Annotated in this window: 13 protein-coding genes and 1 tRNA gene; 6 read left to right on the top strand and 8 right to left on the bottom strand. The window is 39.5% G+C overall.

Going from position 1 to position 20,264, the window contains the following annotated elements:
- Window positions 1–427 precede the first annotated feature (427 nt).
- On the top strand, window positions 428–1,000 hold the full coding sequence (locus QNI22_RS39075) for a hypothetical protein (RefSeq protein ID WP_313986637.1): 573 nt from the start codon (window positions 428–430) through the stop codon (window positions 998–1,000).
- Between the two features lie 92 nt (window positions 1,001–1,092).
- Here QNI22_RS39075 and QNI22_RS39070 read toward each other — a convergent pair whose 3' ends face one another.
- The 5 genes from QNI22_RS39070 to QNI22_RS39050 all read right to left on the bottom strand — a co-directional run bounded on the left by QNI22_RS39070 (window position 1,093) and on the right by QNI22_RS39050 (window position 6,672).
- Entirely contained in the window at window positions 1,093–1,812 is a 720-nt protein-coding gene (locus tag QNI22_RS39070; protein WP_314519928.1) for a DUF72 domain-containing protein, read from the bottom strand.
- Between the two features lie 4 nt (window positions 1,813–1,816).
- A complete protein-coding gene (locus QNI22_RS39065; RefSeq protein WP_314030779.1) occupies window positions 1,817–2,428 on the bottom strand; it encodes a cysteine hydrolase family protein in 612 nt (203 codons plus the stop codon).
- A gap of 86 nt (window positions 2,429–2,514) precedes the next feature.
- Entirely contained in the window at window positions 2,515–4,791 is a 2,277-nt protein-coding gene (locus QNI22_RS39060; protein ID WP_314519926.1) for a CocE/NonD family hydrolase, read from the bottom strand.
- 70 nt (window positions 4,792–4,861) lie between these two features.
- The gene (locus tag QNI22_RS39055; protein ID WP_314519924.1) at window positions 4,862–5,602 is read right to left on the bottom strand and encodes a LytR/AlgR family response regulator transcription factor; all 741 of its coding nucleotides are present in this window, start codon (window positions 5,600–5,602) and stop codon (window positions 4,862–4,864) included.
- Window positions 5,599–6,672: a sensor histidine kinase gene (locus tag QNI22_RS39050; protein ID WP_314519921.1), complete on the bottom strand. Its 1,074-nt coding sequence runs from the start codon at window positions 6,670–6,672 to the stop codon at window positions 5,599–5,601. The genes QNI22_RS39055 and QNI22_RS39050 overlap by 4 nt, the downstream gene beginning before the upstream one ends.
- Before the next feature lie 964 nt (window positions 6,673–7,636).
- Between QNI22_RS39050 and QNI22_RS39045 the strand changes: the two genes are divergently transcribed.
- Window positions 7,637–9,982, top strand: a complete 2,346-nt coding sequence (locus QNI22_RS39045; RefSeq protein WP_314519919.1) for a glycoside hydrolase family 127 protein — start codon at window positions 7,637–7,639, stop codon at window positions 9,980–9,982.
- A 727-nt stretch (window positions 9,983–10,709) separates the two neighbouring features.
- A complete protein-coding gene (locus QNI22_RS39040) occupies window positions 10,710–12,284 on the top strand; it encodes a hypothetical protein (protein WP_314519917.1) in 1,575 nt (524 codons plus the stop codon).
- A 106-nt stretch (window positions 12,285–12,390) separates the two neighbouring features.
- Here QNI22_RS39040 and QNI22_RS39035 read toward each other — a convergent pair whose 3' ends face one another.
- Together QNI22_RS39035 and QNI22_RS39030 are read right to left on the bottom strand one after the other, a co-directional pair.
- The gene (locus tag QNI22_RS39035) at window positions 12,391–13,677 is read right to left on the bottom strand and encodes an adenylosuccinate synthase (RefSeq protein ID WP_314519915.1); all 1,287 of its coding nucleotides are present in this window, start codon (window positions 13,675–13,677) and stop codon (window positions 12,391–12,393) included.
- A gap of 146 nt (window positions 13,678–13,823) precedes the next feature.
- Complete coding sequence (locus QNI22_RS39030) at window positions 13,824–14,288, bottom strand: Fur family transcriptional regulator (protein ID WP_313986656.1); 465 nt, start codon at window positions 14,286–14,288, stop codon at window positions 13,824–13,826.
- A 561-nt stretch (window positions 14,289–14,849) separates the two neighbouring features.
- On the opposite strand from QNI22_RS39030, the gene QNI22_RS39025 reads away from it, so the two are divergent.
- On the top strand, window positions 14,850–15,962 hold the full coding sequence (locus tag QNI22_RS39025; protein WP_314519913.1) for a PKD domain-containing protein: 1,113 nt from the start codon (window positions 14,850–14,852) through the stop codon (window positions 15,960–15,962).
- 136 nt (window positions 15,963–16,098) lie between these two features.
- Here QNI22_RS39025 and QNI22_RS39020 read toward each other — a convergent pair whose 3' ends face one another.
- On the bottom strand, window positions 16,099–18,357 hold the full coding sequence (locus QNI22_RS39020; protein WP_313986666.1) for a RelA/SpoT family protein: 2,259 nt from the start codon (window positions 18,355–18,357) through the stop codon (window positions 16,099–16,101).
- Between the two features lie 306 nt (window positions 18,358–18,663).
- Here QNI22_RS39020 and QNI22_RS39015 point away from each other — a divergent pair.
- Both QNI22_RS39015 and tig read left to right on the top strand, forming a co-directional pair.
- Window positions 18,664–18,745, top strand: a tRNA-Leu gene (locus tag QNI22_RS39015).
- A gap of 167 nt (window positions 18,746–18,912) precedes the next feature.
- Window positions 18,913–20,253 (top strand): trigger factor, encoded by a 1,341-nt coding sequence (gene tig / locus QNI22_RS39010; protein ID WP_314519911.1) that lies wholly within the window; start codon window positions 18,913–18,915, stop codon window positions 20,251–20,253.
- The last annotated feature ends 11 nt before the right edge of the window (window positions 20,254–20,264 follow it).

Here is a 20,264-nt window from a genome sequence, read left to right as displayed (position 1 = left end):
TAAAATTTGTTCGATAAATTGCCACTGGGTATCGGTCAGTTCTTCAAACTGAGTTTGCATATTTTTTGAGTTTGGTCGCTTATAAAGTATGCAACCGATATCCTTTCTCAAAATTTAAACATACTCTAAGTTGAAGGACATAACAAAAGCAAAAAATTGCATGCCATTTCTGAAAGGACAGGTGAGAGTTTCCATCCGGAAACAGTTATCGGATGATTGAAAAGTATCTTTCTATCTATAATCGGTATGTGAAATAGAATGAGAAAATATATAAAAGAGAGTCGAGAATGAAAGATGCACGATCTGTATAAGCTTGATAATCAGTAGAAGATAAAAGTAGGGTATACTTTTTTATCTGTTCTTGTGCCGCATACTATGTATCAATAACGTGGCATGTGTTTATTTAATCACTTAAGCCTTATTTACAATGTCGACTTACAATGAAAATGGATATGAAACCTCTACAACTGCACAAAGAGGTTTATTAACGGCTACATTCAAAGACCGTGAAAGTGCAGAAAGAGCGTATGATGCTTTACAGAGACGTGGCTATACCAGTGACGATATCAATCTGGTGATGTCCGATGAAGCACGTAAAAGACATTTTGGAGATGTAGATAGTAGAGACAAAGGTGCCAATACTGACTTGGGTAATAAATCACTTGAGGCTGCCGGAGCAGGCTCTGCCATTGGTGGTACACTAGGTGCTATTGCAGGTGCTATAGCCGCTATTGGTACTACACTGGTTATTCCAGGACTAGGGCTCGTTGTTGCTGGTCCGCTGGCAGCGGCTCTAGCTGGTGCAGGAGCTGGTGGATTGACAGGTGGCTTGCTGGGAGCCTTAATTGGTGCTGGTATACCTGAAGAACGGGCTAAACTATATGAATCTAATATCAAAGAAGGGAATATAGTATTGGGAGTGCATCCAAAAAGTGAAGAAGATGCCCGTTACCTGGAACAGGAATGGCGCAACAACAACGCCCATAATATTCATTATTAATCCTCCTTGTTTGGATTATTATATATTGTCTGCCCCTATAATCATGTCACATGGTTGTGGGGGCTTTGTAGTTGTTTATAGATATACCAAAGTTACAAATACGATATAATTGTAGAAGCATTGCGCACAGCATTCCCCTCGCCATCGTTATTGAAGTACACAAAAACTTCTTTGCCCATAGCCTCCCATTCCCTGATACGATCGGCCCACCACTGTAAATCCGCATCAGAATACGAACCTGCATAGAGGTTAGTATAGTCGGGGCCATGCATACGTATATATACAAACGGAGCTGTAGCACGAAGTATGCAAGGCAACTGCGCCCCACTCATAATGCAATAGGCGGCCTGGTATTTTTCCAGGAGAGAAAAGATAGATTCCTGATGCCAGCTGGGATGACGAAACTCTATCGCTACCCGCATCCAGGATGGAAGCAGTTCCAGAAAATAGGCTAGCCGATCATAGTCGTAACCAAAAAGGGGAGAAAGTTGTACCAATAGGATTGCCCTCTTGTCGCGTAGTGCATGCCAGGACGTTTCTATACGTTTTACCCAGCTTTCAGGGGCATAGAGCTTTTTGCTATGTGTAAGCCATCGGGATGCTTTGACACTCAACAGAAATCCATCGGGTAATCGTTTATTCCAGCTTTGAAAAGTGCTCAGTGCCGGCCAGCGATAAAAGCTGCTGTTTAGTTCTGTGGTTTGAAAGCGGGCTGTGTAATACGAAAGTCGCTCATGGGGAGGAATACCCTGTGGATAGAGCACCCCATGCCAGTGATCATAACTCCAACCTGAAGTGCCAATGTGTGCCATTGTATTAACTCTCTTTTTTTAATTCTTCCAGATTTAACTCAGTGGAAGGCTGGATGTTGGCCTTTAATACTTTTTCCATTTGTGTGAGAGTATAGGTATTATCTGCCACAGAGTTGGAGGCTGTACAATCTGCTGGAATAACCAGTTTATAATCACGCATATAGGCGTCATTGGCTGTGAACAGCACACAGATATTACCCGCAATGCCTGCTATAATCAATGTTTCAGCCTTTAAGTATTCCAGCAATACATCCAGTGTGGTACAATAAAAAGCAGAATGTTTTGGCTTGAGTACAGTATAATCATCCTGCTGAGGTTTGATTTGTTTGACCAGATGCTGGCTTTTTACGGAATCTTTCAGACAGTGGTCAACCAGACTGTGGAAGTCTGATTGCCACTTGCCAAAGTTATCATTTATATAAATAACCGGTATGCCTGCTTCTTTAGCTCTCTTTTTCAGCTTCGCAATATTGGGAACAATACGCGCATAGTCATCAAAGATTTGTTCGGCATCCGGAAACGTAAAGTCACTGATTAAGTCAATCAACAGCAAAACAACAGGTGATTGATCTGGTACAGGGTTCTGCGTTTTTTTCTTCTTTTCAGGTTTTTTCACAACGATATAGGGTCAGTGTGAGTAAAACATTACCAAAGCTGTTGTAAGATGATAAAATTCTGCGCCTGCCAAACACACCTGGATTTTTATTTCCTCATAGGTATTTGAATCATACTATCTGTATACCAGTGGATTTGTAAAGGATCTTTTGCATCCTGTATATCTTCCTGACTCACATCTTTTCCGGTGCCATAATTAATCTGAGCAAACGGATTTTTATTTACATTAAGTATTACCAATAAGCGACTTCCTTTACGCAGTTGCCGTGATACCATACGGGTACGTTCAAAAGGAACACTTTCTATTTTGTCAGGTCTGAGAAGCTGGCGTTTACTCATGTCCCTGGCATAACTGGCACGCCCCAGATAATAGGAAAGATGAAAGAACTCACCTGAGGGAAGTACTTCATACAAGACTACTCCTACATCCACATCTTTTTTGTTGATACGGATCTTGAGATTGCCCGAAAATATCCCATCCACTGAAACCGGTTCCGTAAATGGCTCACTGATAAAGGCTAACCCATCCGATACATCGAGTTCTTTCCGAATGATAGGGTCCGGATAATAGTCGTTGTGAGAGGTGGACCTATCTGCCATGTCTATCGTCTGAGTCAGGAACTCTGTTTTGGCAGGTTTCTGTGTAGTGAGTCGGTAATAGTCTCCTGCTTTTTCTGTTGACAGATAAAAGCTCTGTAGCATATTATGCATCTTTTCTATCGAAGGTGCATGTCGCCACTCATTGACTCCCATCACTTCATAATTAATCTTGTCCTTCAGTATGGCAGGTTTGGGTTTGTGATAGAATATATAATCCATCCATTGAAAAGTGAGTTCAGGGGTATTGATATAGGCTACGGAATCAATTGCATATCCACGTAAAACAGCAGCTCCTTGTCGTTGTGAGCCGACATGGTCATAAGGACCTATCAGCAGATAATGCTCTGCGTGCGGGTTGTATTTGTAATGTTCTTTCAGGTAGTGGAGTGCAGAGATTTGTCCATCATCATAGTAACCTGTAATAGAAAGGACAGGGATCGTAATTCCGGAGAAGTCCTTTTGATAGGGTACCATGTTCTGCCAGTAGGCATCAAATGCAGGATGTAACAGCCACTTTTGCAACCATGGATTGGGCTGACCCTCTATACTATCTATCTTATTGTAAGGCTTGCCGCTTTCGTACCAGCTATTCATCATTTTTCGCCAGCGTTGCGGAGTAGTATAGATGGTATTGTCCATATACTTGTTGTTTGTGACATGAAATGCCCAGCCATAATTGGCATTGATGAAAACATTGTTTTCCATGGGTAATCCTTTTCCTGGAATCGCTGCTGCATAGGGAACGATGGTTTTAAGGGCAGGATGCAGATGTTTGGCTGCTGCCCATTGAGCAAATCCATTATAACTCCCCCCATACATCCCTACTTCTTTGTTACTCCAGGGCTGCCGGATGATCCAGTCAATCACTTCATTCACATCCTTACTTTCCATTTCGTAAGGCACTATAGCATCCGTACTTAGCCCTTTTCCTCTGGTATGGGCTACGACCCCAATATATCCATGAGCAGCCGCATTTTTAGCTTGTGTGATATTTCGCATGTCTGCATAGATAGTATAGGCCAGTGCTGTAGGCTTGGGTTCTGTACTGTTTTTGGGTCTGGCAACAATTGCCCATAGTCTGGCACCATCTTTCGTAGGAATAAGTACATTGTCTTGGATGTCATACCGTTTGTCATCCTGCTCTTTCAGTAGTTTTCGGGCTATTGGTATCATTTGTCTATGTACTTCATACAAAAAGTAGGACTTGCATAACCGAACAGCTTCAGTCAGCGAAAGGCTGTCTCTGTCTTTTAGCTGAGAAACTTCCTGTTGCCAGTCTCTTTCAAAGGGTTGTATATCATTTAAAAATGCTCTCTCATTGAGAAGCAGTGTTTGGTTATCCATCGCCTCAACATATTGGCGGAATGTTTGGGTAAATGTATCCGTGAAAGACTGTTTTGTCTGAGATTGCTGCATACGACTATATGTATACACTTCATATTGTAGATAGAGTGTACCTATAGTCCATCGGGTAGTAGCTAGCTGTCGACACGCTTTCAGAGATTGAAGAGCTTGTTTGTATTCTCCGGCAAGGATCTGGAGGCGAAAAGCTGTATTCAGGTAATCTGATGGATTAGTATCCTGCTGACTTGTGTAGTGTGAAAGGACATTGCGTGAAAAATCAGCCATAATTTTTCCTGTAGTCAGGGTATCTGATAGGCTAATATTCGGACACACAAAGGATTGAGTTATTCCGGATGAAACAGTCAGGAGACTGATACAAAGGACTTTTACGAGTTGTAAATAGATGTGTAGCGTTTTCATAGGTATAGTTTAGGTAATACGATAGCAGGGAGCCATTTGTATGGTTCCTGAAAATCAGGTTTCTGAGATATTATAAGCTATTTATCTTTTTGAATTTGATTGACTGTCGACTCGATACATCCAGTCGCTGACCTGTCGTCAGTTCCAGTTGAAGTTTTCCTTTGGGTAAACGATGGACATCTTTAATATAGGAACGGTTTACAATATGGGTGCGGCTAATCCGGAAGAACAACGTAGCGTCAAGCAGTTCCTCCCACTGATTCAGTGATCGTTTCTGATATGTTTTTTTAGTATTGAAATAAATGCGTGAATAATTTTCCAGTGACTCAATAAGCGAAATGTCGCCTACACGTATAAAATAATAATGCACCCCATCCTTGACAAATAGTTGCTGATCAGCAGTCAGCCGTGTGCTTTCTGCAGTTGTCATCTGATGCACCATTGTATCGGTCTGAATTCTGTCTCGTATTCGTTCCAGAGCTTTGGCAAATCGTTCTTCCCGTATAGGTTTTGTCAGGTAGTCCAGAGCATTGATTTCAAACGCCTGTACTGCATACTGATCAAATGCGGTAGTAAAGATGACAAGAGGTACCCGATTCAGCGATTCCAGCAGATCAAAACCGGACTTTTCGGGCATTTGAATATCTAGAAAAAGCAAGTCAGGCTGCAGTGTTTCAATCTGATCCTTTGCCTCATCTGCATTGCTTGCCTCTGCTATGATTTCAAAATCAGGATGAGGAAGCAATGCCGTTCTTAATTCTGCACGTGCCGAACGTTCATCATCAATCAGTATAACACGGATTTTTTTCATAGTGCAGGAATACAAATGGTTGCCAGAACTTTATCATCTTCCTGTGCTGTCAGTGCAAACATCACCTTTCCTGCAAACTGCAGATTGAGCCGTTCCGTCAAATTTCGTATACCAAGGCCAGGCGTTGTAGAGTCACTAAGCTTTCCGGAGTTTTCTATAGTGATTTTGAGATAGGAGGTCTGTTTTTCTATACAGATGCTTACCAGTCCACCTTCCTTCCGGGTACTGATGCCATGTTTAATGGCATTCTCTACCAAGGTCTGAATACTGAAAGGTGGTATTTCATAGGCCATAACCTCTTCCGGGATATTCATCTGAATCTGCAACCGTTCTTCAAAGCGTAGTTTTTCGAGTTCCAGGTAATCATTCACCAGATTTAGCTCCTGTTTGATAGAAACCACATGTTCCTCTTTTCGATAAAGAGACGTACGCAACAGGTCAGACAACAGGTCGATAGCCCGGCGAGCTTCCTGAGGATTTTCAATCACCAGAAACTTTATATTATTCAGCGAATTAAAGAAGAAATGCGGATTAAGCTGAGCAGACAGATTATTCAGTTGCGTTTGTTTTGCCAGTATACTTAGTTGGGCATTCTCCTCTGCCATTTGTATTCTATACTGAGCATAGTGATACAGATGAAATGCCAGCACCCATACTGCCATCAGACGGACACCTGTAATTAGGAGTGTCATCGAGTTATCTTTAAAAAAGTCTGTAAAAGAACCTACAGACTGATCTATAAAGTACATGCGCACCAGATACAGCTTGATGGCAATCAAAAGCATAAACAGACTGCCCAACACACCTACTGACAAAATAATACGAGGCAAAAGTGAATCCAGATTCAGCTTGTTCCATCCATTTTTCAGAGAAAGATTTCTGTAACTATGGGTAAGGAGAATGCTGATGCTACAATCTCCAATGAAATGAATAGCGGCCACTGTATAACTCTTCTCTATGGAGTTTGCCAATCCCTGATAAGCCCACCACAAACTTGTAAGTGACCACCCGATCAACTGGCATTTCCAGTAGAGTGATACCCAGTGAGATGTGGCAGTGTTTGTTTTCATAGTTGATTACAAAAGTATAGGTTCTTTCCGGAGAGAAAAGAGAAAGTACAGGGACGTAGAATTTTGTAGGACTAACGCAGACAAAAAGTAGAAATCAGATCTTCCAAGTTGATATACTGGTTTGACCGCTTGCTCAATGCCATCAACATAAAATGAGTCATCCCGGATTTTGAGAAAAACAATACCGCATCCTTTAAAAAAGAGAAGCAAAGGAATTACAAAGAGAATTATATTCACTTCAATCGCGAGAGGCAGTGTAGGTGCGCTGGCAATCTTTTCTCCGCGAGGTTGGCCTTTGGCCTTACAGGGGGAAGGATCGCTGGAGGTGTCCTTTTTGGGGTACTTTTTTGGACAAGCAAAAAAGTAACATGGTAGGAAGAGGGATGTAGTGAGGATAAAACCTTTTTGGGCAAGTAAAAAATGAAGAGGCTAGTGGAAGAATAATTCAAGGGATAATAAACCAACTCAACTAAAAAGATTGCTTAAAAATAAACCAGCGCCTATACTCTTTTCAAAAGAATAGACGCTGGTAAAACCCTTATCTAAAATTCGGGATGCTCATATATCCTCCTGAAAGCATCTTTCCGCCTTTGTACTTGGAGAGTATTTTTCTCTCAGAAACTAAGCGCAATTCTATTTAAATATGGTAATGCCAATGCACATGGAATGGAGATTACCAAACAGGAAGGTAGTACAAAGACCAATAGAATATTTACCTGTACTGCTTATAGTCTGTAAGTATGATAGTATGTTAACATGTTTTAGACAAAAATTATCAGTTTCTCTATTTTTAAGTGCACATTACCCAGGTATAGCCTATCTTTAATAATAAAGCTGTTTAGATCGCTTTAGTTGATAGAAAAGAATAAACCTTGCAACCAAATAGTCTATATAAATTAGCTTACTTATGAAAATGCACATCATCAGGACAATGTTTTGTTTGTCCTTTTTATTCCTGTTGGGCATGTCAGGCTATAGCCAGACAAAGGATAGGGAGTATCCGATTCAACCGATTCCGTTTACCTCTGTAAAGGTGAATGACAAGTTCTGGGCTCCCCGTATTAAAAAGAACCATGAGGTAACTATTCCGATTGCATTGGGACATTGTTACAAAACTGGCCGGGTCGATAATTTTTTGTTTGCAGCGCATACCAAAGAAGGAAAGTTCTGTACAGAATATCCTTTTGATGATACAGATATCTATAAGATTATTGAAGGAGCCAGTTATTCTCTTCAAACTTTTCCGGATAAATACCTGGAAGCAAGGCTGGATACATTGATTGATTACATTGGCAAAGCACAGGAACCCGATGGCTACTTATATACTGCACGTACTATTGATCCTGCACATCCTCATCCCTGGGCTGGTATGCAACGTTGGGTAAAGGAGTCGGATCTGAGCCATGAATTATATAATAGTGGACACCTGTTTGAGGCAGCTGTCGCTCATTATCAGGCCACCGGCAAACGTTCCTTGCTGGATATTGCTATCAAAAATGCCGATCTGTTGTGCCGTGATTTCGGACCTGGTAAACTGGATTATGAACCCGGACATCAGATTGTAGAGATGGCGTTGGTAAAATTGTATCGCACTACAGGCACAAAACAATACCTGGATCTGGCAAAATTCTTTCTGGATTCTCGAGGCAAAGGAACAGAATATAGTCAGGATAATAAAAAGGTAGTAGACCAGACAGAAGCTGTTGGACATGCTGTACGTGCTACCTACATGTATTCCGGAATGGCCGATGTTGCTGCTATTACGGGTGATGAAGCCTATGTACATGCTATTGATAAGATATGGGAAGATGTAGTATATGACAAACTATACATTACAGGTGGTATTGGCGCCGCAGGTGGTCATGAAGGATTCGGACCTGCATATGATCTGCCTAACATGGCTGCTTATAATGAAACGTGTGCTTCTATTGGTAATGTATACTGGAACTATCGTTTGTTTCTGTTGCATGGTGACGCCAAGTATTATGATGTATTGGAAAGGACCTTATACAATGGTCTTGTTTCCGGTGTATCTGTCAGTGGAGATCGCTTCTTTTATGACAATCCATTGCAATCTCTTGGACAACATTCCCGTAAAGCATGGTTTGGTTGTGCCTGCTGTCCTAGTAATGTGTGTCGCTTTATTCCTTCCTTACCAGGTTATATGTATGCCAAAAATGCAACTCGTATTTATACAAACTTATATGTAAACAGCACTGCCACCATCGATTTTAAAGGAAGTAAAGTAGAGGTTGCTCAAAAAACAGAGTATCCATGGGATGGAAAAATTAATTTTGTCGTAAATCCTGCCAAATCTCAGAATTTTGAAATGGCTCTGCGTATTCCAGGATGGGCACAAAACGAGCCTTCTCCTGGTAATCTTTACTCATTTGCTACAAAGGATAATACAGCATTTACAGTTAGTATAAATGGTAAGCCTGCTACCTATCAGATGGATCATGGCTATGCGGTGATTAAGAGACAGTGGAAAAAAGGAGATGAGATTAGCTTAATATTGCCTATGCCTGTAAGAAAGGTTGTAGCTAATGCGAAAGTAGAGGCTGATCATAACAAAGTAGCTTTACAGAGAGGACCAGTTGTGTATTGTGCCGAATGGCCTGACTATACCAATGGCGGTGTCCTGAACCTGGTGCTTGACAAAAACGCTTCATTGACTCCTGAATACAAAGCAGAATTACTGGGAGGGGTAGAAGTACTCGAAGGCAGTGCCAGCCAGGCAAAACGTTCCATTGACAATAAAGTAGATTTATCAGCTGTATCGTTTAAAGCTATACCGTATTATGCATGGGCTAACCGTGGCTCAGGTGAGATGGCCGTTTGGCTAGCTACTGAACCAGATGCTGCCCGTCCATCACCCGCCCCAACGATCGCTTCAACCAGCACGATCACAGCTTCTCATACAACAAAAACATTACTAGCTATCAATGATCAGGCTGAACCTAAAAATTCAAACGATAGAGATAATCTGAATTATCACTGGTGGCCATTGAAAGACACGACCCAATGGGTACAATATACTTTTGCAAAACCAGAAAAAGTATCCTCTGTAAAACTTTACTGGTTTGATGACAGTCCATGGGGTGGTTGCCGTGTACCTGAATCCTGGAAGTTGCTTTATCTGGCTGCTGATGGAAAGTGGAAAGAGGTCCAGAACCAGAATTCGTATGGAATAGAAAAAGATAAGTATAATAAAGTGACCTTTAGTCCTGTGCAAACTGAAGCCTTGAAAATAGAGGTTAAATTGCCTAAAGAATATGCCGGAGGCATTTTGGAATGGTCAGTGGAATAAGTTCACAAGTTTCTGAGTAATTAGTTTTTTACTCTTGATTTAAAACGGTTCGTTGTGTGACAGCGAACCGTTTTTATTTTAATAGTATCCATATTGATGTAACGGACAGGAACAAATAATTTGGTGAGCCATGTAATATTTTCTTTAAAATAATGAATTCACCCATCTACAAAAATAGAGATTCTGGTATGTTGTTTTTGCGGATAGAACACGATTACCCTGGATAAATTATCATATAGCAGAATAATGTAGCAACAAAAAGATTATACTGATAAAAATCTTATTGCATACTTAAATCTATTAGTTGGTAACCTCATTTTTATATATACAATAGAAAATAACATATTATATATGACATATACACAACAGTAAAATGCAGTAGAATAGCAGACACTAGTTTCAATACTGGATATAAGTAAGTAAGAATAGGGAAAAAGCAAGATTATCTTTTGTATAGAGGTTGTTTTTGGATTTAATATGGCGGACTTCCGAAATACTTCTAATTTTGTGCGCTATTTATTGATAAACAGATACTTCTGTGACGAATAAGCAATATACTAAAAGAGAGTGATATGAAGAATTTATCAGAGAGGATCAAATAAGGTTATTATTTTCCAATGGTCCTCTTTTGAGAAATAAAAAACACAATTTTGCCATATTTGGTTAAAATTTTTTCACTTTACTTTGCGTTCTAGTATTTCATACAATACTTCCTACGAAACCCAACATGAAAAAAGTACAAGAAAAAATCTTTTTATTTTTAATATTTAGTTTTTTATTCTATACCGCTCAGGCACAGAATGAAGCTGCTGGGTCTGGCGTTAAGTTATTCTTCCCTGGTTATGCCAACTGGAATATGATAGAGGAAGGCAAGGAGTTGGTTTTTACTTTACGTGCTGCTGGTGGTTCTGGTAATCATTATACTTTTGCTATCACCCAAGGAAGACAGGATGGAATGGACTTTGATACCAGTGGATATTTTGCATGGAAACCTGAATATAATTTCGTTGACAGATTGAATAAAGAAAAGTCTATTCAGGTCATTTTTGAAGCACGTAACGAGAAGGGAGAATCTGCCAGCCAAACTGTTGAATTCAAAGTGAAGCATGTAAACCAGCCACCTACCATTGGAGATATGAAGACATGGTATGTAGGCTATAATACCCCTAATAAATATGTGATCAATCCAGGTATGGTAAAGGATGAAGATAATGATCCGATAGTATTTGTGCCCACAGACAACATGCCTGAGGGAATGCAACTGAATGCACAAGGAGAGTTTACCTGGAAACCTTCTCTGACTCAATTTAATGCATTGAAGGCAAAGGCAATGTATGTTGATTTTATCGTAGAAGATCAGCCGGGAAAGCTGCAGAATAAAGGAAGAATCCGAATTGAAGCTACACAACAGGATTTACCTCCGGAAATTACCATTGTGCCTAAAGAGACATTTATAAAATCCAGAGAAAATTCACCTATTGATATCCGCTTTTATATTGCAGATCCTAACGGAGATGATGACGTAACTGCTTTTGATTTTATCTCTGCTTCTTCCAGTATTCCTAAAGATGCTTTACACAAGATTACTGCCAATCGGTATGAATTTATCTGGAAGCCAGGTTATGATTTTGTGAAAGATCCTAATGATTCGTTAAGCACTCAGATTACCTTTTTTGCTTTGGATAAGTCACAGAAAAGAGCTGAACTTAAAGTAAATTTTCTGATTATCAATACAGTAGACGAGCAAGCAAAAGATTTGCAGTTGTATACTCAGTACCGGGTTGCTTTGGTACGTGCATGGGATCTGCTTGAACAGTTGAAAGCGAAGGAACAAGAACTGAAACGTGCCTATAAGAGAGCAAAGAAAGGAAAAGTACACAGATCTATTACCAATGCTTCGTTGGGAGCTATTTCAGGGGTAGCTCCTGTTGTAATAAAACCAAACAGTGCTGCTGTAACTACTGTAGGAGGAACGGCTGTGGCTACAATCAGTACACTTGAAGCTACAGAAGTAATTGGAAGGTCTACAAAGGATATTATTGAGCGATTAAACTATATCATTGAAAAGAAGAACGAGCTACAGACAAAAGGAGATATCTTTGCCCGGAAATATGCATTGAAGTCATCCCGAAACAGCAAGGATTATACAAAAGATCTGGACGACTTTGTGGCTTTGTTGAATTTGAAAGGTATGGTTGCATTGGAACTGGATGCCTCATGGGAAAACAAAAAGCAAGCAACAGACAAAGCTATTAAAGCAACATTTAAAGATTTTAGCCCATTGGAAGAAAGTACTAAATAATATTGAAATACATACTATAAATAAAAAGACCTGTGTTATCAAAGCACAGGTCTTTTTATTTATAGTATGTATTTTTAAGGACCAGTTAGCTAGTCCTTTTAATAACTTATCCTACCATTTCGGCTTTTACCAGAGTGGCTACACGATCAGGACCTGTAGAGATAAATGTTATAGGCAAATTCAATGCCTCTTCCAGATACGCTACATAGTCAGCTAATTGAGAAGGTAGTTGATCAAAAGAATGAACGCTGTTTAAGTTGGATTGCCAACCTGAAAAAGTCTTGTAAACAGGTTCAACCGGAGCATCACACAGATCAAAAGGAAGTTGTTCTGTTTCTGTTCCATCTGCTAAACGATAATGAGTACAAACTTTTATTTCATCAAACTCAGATAATACGTCTACTTTCATCATCACCAGTTGGGTTACGCCATTCAGCATAATAGCATAGCGAAGTGCTGGTAAATCTAACCATCCACAGCGACGAGGACGCCCGGTAGTAGAACCGTATTCATGTCCGATACGACGAAGCTTTTCTCCAGTTTCATCTTTCAGTTCTGTAGGGAAAGGACCTGAGCCTACACGGGTGCAATAAGCTTTAAAGATACCATATACTTCTCCAATATGACTTGGTGCTACTCCCAAACCTGTACAGGCTCCGGCTGTCATAGTTGTAGAACTGGTAACAAATGGATACGATCCAAAGTCGATATCAAGTAATGATCCTTGTGCACCTTCCGCCAGAATGGTTTCTTTCTGTTGAAGTGATTTGTTAATGGTGTATTCTGTATCTTCCAGTTTGTAGGTTTTCAGGTATTCAATAGACTCGAAAAAGTCTTTCTCCATGGAAACCAGATCAAAGTAAATGAAGTTGTGTTGTTTAAGAATAACCAGGTGTTTTTCTACCAGCTTCTTGTATTTTTCTTTAAAGTTTGGAGAAACCACATCACCTACACGCAAACCTTGGCGGGCAATCTTGTCAGAATAAGTCGGACCAATACCTTTAAGTGTAGAACCAATTTTGTCATCGCCTTTGGCTTGTTCATAGGCAGCATCCAATAGCCGATGGGTAGGCATAATCAGCTGGGTACGCTTGGAAATAAACAGATTGCTGCGTAGATCTATGTTAAACTTTTCAATAGCGGATTCTGCTTCACGACGAAAAACAATAGGATCCAGTACTACTCCGTTACCAATGATATTTTTAGTATGCGGCCGAAATATACCTGATGGAATCTGGTGTAATACGTGCTTGATTCCATCAAACTCCAGTGTGTGACCAGCGTTAGGGCCACCTTGAAAGCGCGCTACAACCTGATAACGTGGAGCCAGAAAATCTACAATTTTACCTTTGCCTTCGTCACCCCACTGTAAGCCTAACAAAACGTCTATCATTTGTTCAAATGTTAATAGTTAAAATGGTTAATTATCGAATGGTTGATTGTGATATATACGCAATAAATGGCCAAGCAGCCAAGTTCTGTGAAGCTCTATCTATAAAGGATAACTTCACAGGTCTCAACCATTCAGCCATTGAACTACTAATCTTTTTTATATTCGCATTGATCCTTTGTGCAATTGCCATAGAAAATCAGTGAATGGTGAAGTACATTAAACTTCAGCAAGTCACCCACCATATTCTGAATATTTTGAACTCTGGGATCACAAAACTCAACAACGCGGTGGCAATCTGTACAAATCAGATGGTCGTGTTGGCGGTATCCATACGATTTTTCGTATTGTGACATATTTTTACCAAACTGATGTTTAGTAACCAGATCACAATCGACAAGAAGATCCAGGGTATTGTAAACAGTTGCCCGGCTTACCCGATAATTCTTGTTTTTCATAGATATATACAGTTCTTCCACATCAAAATGGTCTGTACGCGAATATATCTCTTCCAGGATAGCAAACCGTTCAGGAGTTTTGCGCAATTCTTTTTTTTCTAGATACGCCGTAAATATTTTTTTTACCTCGGCGAAATGTGCTTGGTTCAGAGGCATAGCGCGTTCTTAATATGGGGTCAGTAAAGTATTATAAGGTATGTAAAATATTACATTCACTCATATAACAAAAAGACCAGCAATTTAATTTTAATGCAAAGGAAAGAATATCTTTTGACAAAGAAAAAGCAAATGTATATTCTCTGAACCATTTGCCTAAAAAGAGACTGGGTCAAAATAACTAATGTCTTTATGAGGATAGTTAGTAATTGATTTTTGAAGTGTGTAATCTGTTCATTTTTAGTTGTTTAAATAATGGATAGGACTGAGGTCTAACATTTGTTAAGTCTAGCATACCATTCAAAGAGTTTTTGCACCACTGATGGATTTTTTCTTACATTTGAATAAACTACACTCTTACTTTGGCACTCCCAAGTTAAGAAGTCATACGTTTTTGCGATAAAATTCAAGTCTGCCTGCATAAGTACTGCGACTATATATGCAATAGTCGCTACAAAACTCCCATGAAAAGTTATTGAAATTATCTCTGAAAGGAGATAATCCATACCATCAATCCTGATGTTTGTGGCATAATCGTGTATTTAGTCTATTTAACTAACTATGAAAACACTATATTTATTTGAAGCAGGGAAACTTGCCGTTACTACCGTTTTGCTTTTTACTTTTTTTGCCTGGTCTTGTGAAAAAGAAGATGGAAATCCTTCTTTACAATCAATACCACCTACTGTAAATGCTGGAGTTGATAAGGTAATTACCTTGCCTGAATCAATGGTCTTTTTGGCTGGTAGTGCCAGTGATTCTGATGGAACTGTCAAAGCACAACACTGGACACTGGTGTCAGGACCTGGTACGCCAACTTTGCAGAATGCAGATTCTGTTACTTTGTCTGTCTCCAATCTGGTTGAAGGAACCTATATATTTCGGTTAACAGCAGTTGATAATGAAGCTTTAGGCAATTCGGATGATGTATCTGTGATTGTCAACCCAGCCTTGACAGATCCCAATGCTGCGAAAGTCGTAAAGATTACGTATTCTGCTCTCGATTATCAGGATATGACATATGATGATGAGGGTAAGATCGTAACATACTATACTCAATGGCAGTTTGTGCAAAATGATCCGTCTATGATTAAAAAGATTACCTATCGATTTCACTATAATGAAGCAGGACAGGTGAAGCAACTTACTACAGACGAAGCTGGCTACCCCGTTAACTATTATTACAAAAATGGAGTTTTGGAAAAAACGGAAGAATTGAATTACAAGAATGAGGTAGGAGTAAGACGTTATTATACATTTGAAGGCAGCCGATTAAAAGAAGAACGTTGGGAGACAAATATTGCTGCCGGAGATATGGAAAAGTATACCATCCGTTTTGATTATGATACCAAAGGAAATGTAATCAGAGAGTCTACTTTTAAACCTGCTAAGTCAGGCAATGGTGAAGAAATCTATAATATAACAGAATATTCGGATTTTGACGATAAGAAAAATCCTGATAATGCATTAATGCGTTTTCCTTATCTGCCAGGAGTAAAAATACATGTGAATAATCCTGGCAAAAAGGTATTTAAAAGTGCAAATGGAACAGTTATCAGTACAGAAGTCTATATCTATCAATATGGAGTCAATAGGTATCCTTCACAAAAAAAGCGAAAAATATATGCTAATGGAGCAAGTCCTGAACTGACAGGTGTATACTCTTACAATTAATTGATCATGTTGTAATAATTAAAGGCCCGGTAGTGATGGACTTGCGTCCTACAAGATGCGCGTTCTATTAGTATAAGAATAAATAAAAGCCGCGTGAATTAATTTACGCGGCTTTTGCCTTTAACAATGGCAGAAATTATTGGTTATCGAAGCGAGTGACATTGACAATGCCAGGTACTCTGTTTAGTTTTTTCATCAACGTATCCAAATGCTCTGTATCATTAACAAATAGCATGATATTGCCTTCAAAAATGCCATCGTTGGTTTCAATTTTGATGGAACGCATATTCACTTTCAATTCATTGGAGATGATTTTGGTCACATCATTTACCAAGCCTACCCGATCAATGCCCGTAAGACGGAGGCCTGCCAGAAAAGCAAGTTCCTTCTGAGATGTCCATTTCGCTTTAATGATGCGATAACCATAATTAGACATCAGTCCTACAGCATTGGGACAGGTGGTTCGATGGATTTTAATGCCTTCATTGACTGTAACAAATCCAAATACATCATCTCCAGGAATCGGATTGCAACATTTGGCCAGTTCATAGTCAATCTTATCCATGTCCTCACCAATGAGTAACATATCCGAATCGACCCCACGTACTTTCTTTATTTCAACCTCAAATGATTTGGCATCATTAAACTCCTTCTTGTTATTGGTAGCTCGCTGAACCTTCTCATTTTTGAAACGCTTGATATCTGTTTTTGAGATAATACCTTTTCCTACCTTATACAGAAACTCCTGAGGCGTTTTGGCATCAAAAAAGGCTCGCATCTGATTAACAATCTCATGCGTATTAGGATCCAGTTTTAGTTTCTTCAGACGCTGAGCTACAATATCTTTGCCCTCACTGACAAACTGTCTATACTCTTCTTTCAGGCTCTCTTTTATCTTGGCACGTGCCTTTGAGGTAACTACAAACTTTAACCAGTCTTCACTGGGTTTCTGTTTACTGGAAGTCAGTATCTCCAGCTGATCCCCATTATGGAGAATGTAATTAATCGGAACCAGTTTCTGATTCACTTTTGCCCCAAGACATCGCATCCCGATTTCAGTATGGATATCAAAGGCAAAGTCCAGGGCTGTAGCTCCTGCTGGTAAAACTTTGAGTTCGCCTTTGGGGGTAAATACAAAAACCTCCTCATTGAAGAGATTCATTCGGAAGTCGTCTACAAATTCAATGGCTGAAACGTCTTCGTTTTCCAGCATCTGACGTACTTCTTGAATCCAGTGTTCTACCCCTTTTTCATTTTCATGGATCTGCCCGTTTTCTTTATACTTCCAGTGAGCTGCATATCCCTTTTCTGCAATATCATCCATACGCTGTGTCCGGATCTGCACTTCTACCCACTGGCCTGTTTTACTCATGGCTGTAGTGTGTAACGATTCATATCCATTGGCCCGAGGTGTACTGATCCAATCACGTAATCTGTCCGGATTGGGAGTATAATAGTCTGTAACGATGGAATATACCTGCCAGCACGCAGTTTTTTCCTTATCCAGATCTGTTCGCAAAATAATCCGAATTGCAAACTTGTCATAAACCTCTTCAAATGGAATCTTCTGCTTTTGCATCTTCTTCCATATAGAGTAAATTGATTTCGGACGTCCTTTTATAATAAAATCATATCCTTCATCCCGCAGGTTTTTTTCGATAGGGGCAATGAAGTCAGCAATAAATTTTTCCCGGGCAGCTTTTGTCTGTTTTAATTTTTCAGCAATGGATTTATAGATGTCTGGGTCTGTATACTTGAGATATAGATCTTCCAGCTCTGACTTTATCGCATATAAGCCTAACCTGTGTGCAAGCGGAGCATATAGATACATCGTTTCGGATGCAATCTTTAGTTGTCCGTTACGTGCCATACTGGCCAGGGTTCGCATATTGTGTAGGCGATCTGACAGTTTTATAAGGATTACCCGTACATCATCTGATAAGGTCAGAAGCATTTTCCGGAAGTTTTCTGCTTGCTGAGATGTACCATATTCAAATACACCTGAGATCTTAGTCAAACCATCTATAATCTTTGCCACTTTGTAGCCAAACTCCCTTTCTATATCCTCAATCTCCATGTCAGTGTCTTCAACCACATCATGAAGTAGAGCGCATACTACCGAAGTAGGGCCTAATCCAATCTCATCTACTGCAATCTGAGCTACTGCCAATGGGTGATATATATAGGGCTCTCCGGATTTCCGGCGCATTCCCTTATGTGCTTCGGCAGCTGTATTAAATGCTTTCTTTATGATTTTTGCATCTCCATCCTTTAACATGGGTTTTATGGAACGGAGGAGCTTCCGATATTTTCGGAGAATTTCTCTGCGTTCCTGTTCTGCTCTATCCTGTTCTGTGATAGGCTGAGATTCGATTGTCACACTATCTGTCTGCATTTGTAAATCTGCCGGTTTACTTTTTAAATATCTTTTGAATCTTAACTGCCGGATGTAAATAAGCATCCAAGCATATTTTTACTCCAAAAACAAGATAGTATACCAACATATTATGTTACATAACTATCAAGTTTCAAATGTGTGTCAAAACTGTGCAGTCAGACAACTAAATGTCATAAAATAAACAAAAAAATGCAATGATTGATCGCTAGCGCGTATGTTCTTTTCCAAAAAAGAATTTTTTTAAAAAAAAGTAGGCAAGATGTTTGACTTTTTAAAATGCTTTTTTACCTTTGCATTCCTTTTGCGGATGTGGCGTAATTGGTAGCCGCACCAGACTTAGGATCTGGCGCCGCGAGGCGTGGGGGTTCGAGTCCCTCCATCCGCACTAAACCCTCAAAGCAGCTTTCGCAGTTTTGGGGGTTTTTTTACTAATAGCAAATTGGCGGCCGGATTTGGGTATTAGAAGTTCTGGCAAGCTTTCAGTTGAATACAAAATTTTATTGCTGGTTGATGTAAGGTTAATCAGCAGTTAATCATCTAACAAATCCAATTATGAACATCACCTTAGACAAAAAAGATACGACCAATGCCTCCATTCGTATCACACTGGAAGAAGCAGATTATCAGCCCCGCGTAGAGAAAAAATTAAAAGATTACAGCAGAACTGCTTCTATCAAAGGATTTCGCCCTGGCAAAGTACCTGCAGGCTTGCTGAAGAAAATGTATGGTAAAGGTATTCTTGTTGATGAGGTAAATAACCTATTGATTGAATCAGTAGATAGCTATATTAAAGAAAATAAACTGTCTATTGTTGGTGATCCACTTCCAAATCAGACAGAAGCTGAAGGGATTGACTGGGATACTCAACGTGAATTTTCTTTCAGTTATGATATTGGTCTGGTACCTGAGTTTACATATGATGTAAACAAACTGAACCTGACACGTACAGAAGTTGAAATTACAGATAAGGATATTAATGATTCACTTGATAACCTGAAGGCTCGTCATGGAAACTATATCAATCCGGAAGAAGTAGGAGAGCAGGATCTGGCGTTTGGTGGATTGAAACAAATTGAAGGTGGAGAATTTCAAAAAGAGAATGCATATTTGTTTGTAAACAAACTGAAAGAGGAAGCTAAACCATTGTTCCTTGGAAAGAAAAAAGGAGATGTAATTGTTTTTGACATTCAGTCAATTTTTGCAGACAGTGATTCTGTACGTTTGTTTACCCAAATACCTCAGGAAGAAGCAGACAAGCTAGCAGGTAAATTTGAATTGACTATAGCAGATATCGATCGTCAGGTTCCTGCAGAGATGAATGAAGAATTCTTCAAGAAAGTGTATGGTGAAGATGTGAAAAGTGAAGAGGAATTTAAGGAAAAACTTACACAGGAACTTCAGAAGCTATACGATAAAGAAAGCGACAACCGTTTGTTACGCGATATTCAGAACCAACTGGTAGAAACTACAAACATTGACCTGCCTAATGAATTTTTAAAACGCTGGCTGAAAGTATCAAACAAGAATCTTTCAGATGAAGAGATCGCTAAAGAATATGATGAGTTTGTAAAAGGTCTGAAATGGACAATTATCAAAGATAAAATTGCCAAGGATAACGACCTGAAAGTAGAGCATGAAGAGGTATTGGAACAGGCCAAAAATTCTTTCAAAGAAGTCTATAACTTCTTGCAGAACGATACTCCTGAGAACGAAAGCCTTCTGAATCAATTAGCTGATAACTTCCTGAAAGCTGAGAAAGGGCAGAACTATATGAATACTTTCCAGCGCGTATTTACTGACAAAGTGGCAGCGTTCGTAAAAGACCAAATTACTCCTCAGGTAAAGAAAGTAAGTACGGAAGAATTTAATAAAACAGAAGAAGCAGCTTCATAAGTGATTCATAT

The sequence above is a fragment of the Xanthocytophaga agilis genome (assembly GCF_030068605.1).
Taxonomy (GTDB): Bacteria; Bacteroidota; Bacteroidia; order Cytophagales; family 172606-1; genus Xanthocytophaga; species Xanthocytophaga agilis.
Note: the sequence above shows the minus strand (reverse complement) of the source record. Positions and strands in the feature narration are given on the sequence as shown.

What these genes read in the sequence shown, in the direction of transcription:
- QNI22_RS39075 (WP_313986637.1), top strand. Translation starts at nt 428, where the DNA reads ATGTCGACTTACAATGAAAATGGATATGAAACCTCTACAACTGCACAA.
- QNI22_RS39070 (WP_314519928.1), bottom strand. Translation starts at nt 1,812, where the DNA reads ATGGCACACATTGGCACTTCAGGTTGGAGTTATGATCACTGGCATGGG.
- QNI22_RS39060 (WP_314519926.1), bottom strand. Translation starts at nt 4,791, where the DNA reads ATGAAAACGCTACACATCTATTTACAACTCGTAAAAGTCCTTTGTATC.
- QNI22_RS39055 (WP_314519924.1), bottom strand. Translation starts at nt 5,602, where the DNA reads ATGAAAAAAATCCGTGTTATACTGATTGATGATGAACGTTCGGCACGT.
- QNI22_RS39050 (WP_314519921.1), bottom strand. Translation starts at nt 6,672, where the DNA reads ATGAAAACAAACACTGCCACATCTCACTGGGTATCACTCTACTGGAAA.
- QNI22_RS39045 (WP_314519919.1), top strand. Translation starts at nt 7,637, where the DNA reads ATGTCAGGCTATAGCCAGACAAAGGATAGGGAGTATCCGATTCAACCG.
- QNI22_RS39040 (WP_314519917.1), top strand. Translation starts at nt 10,710, where the DNA reads ATGAAAAAAGTACAAGAAAAAATCTTTTTATTTTTAATATTTAGTTTT.
- QNI22_RS39035 (WP_314519915.1), bottom strand. Translation starts at nt 13,677, where the DNA reads ATGATAGACGTTTTGTTAGGCTTACAGTGGGGTGACGAAGGCAAAGGT.
- QNI22_RS39030 (WP_313986656.1), bottom strand. Translation starts at nt 14,288, where the DNA reads ATGCCTCTGAACCAAGCACATTTCGCCGAGGTAAAAAAAATATTTACG.
- QNI22_RS39025 (WP_314519913.1), top strand. Translation starts at nt 14,850, where the DNA reads ATGAAAACACTATATTTATTTGAAGCAGGGAAACTTGCCGTTACTACC.
- QNI22_RS39020 (WP_313986666.1), bottom strand. Translation starts at nt 18,357, where the DNA reads ATGCAGACAGATAGTGTGACAATCGAATCTCAGCCTATCACAGAACAG.
- tig (WP_314519911.1), top strand. Translation starts at nt 18,913, where the DNA reads ATGAACATCACCTTAGACAAAAAAGATACGACCAATGCCTCCATTCGT.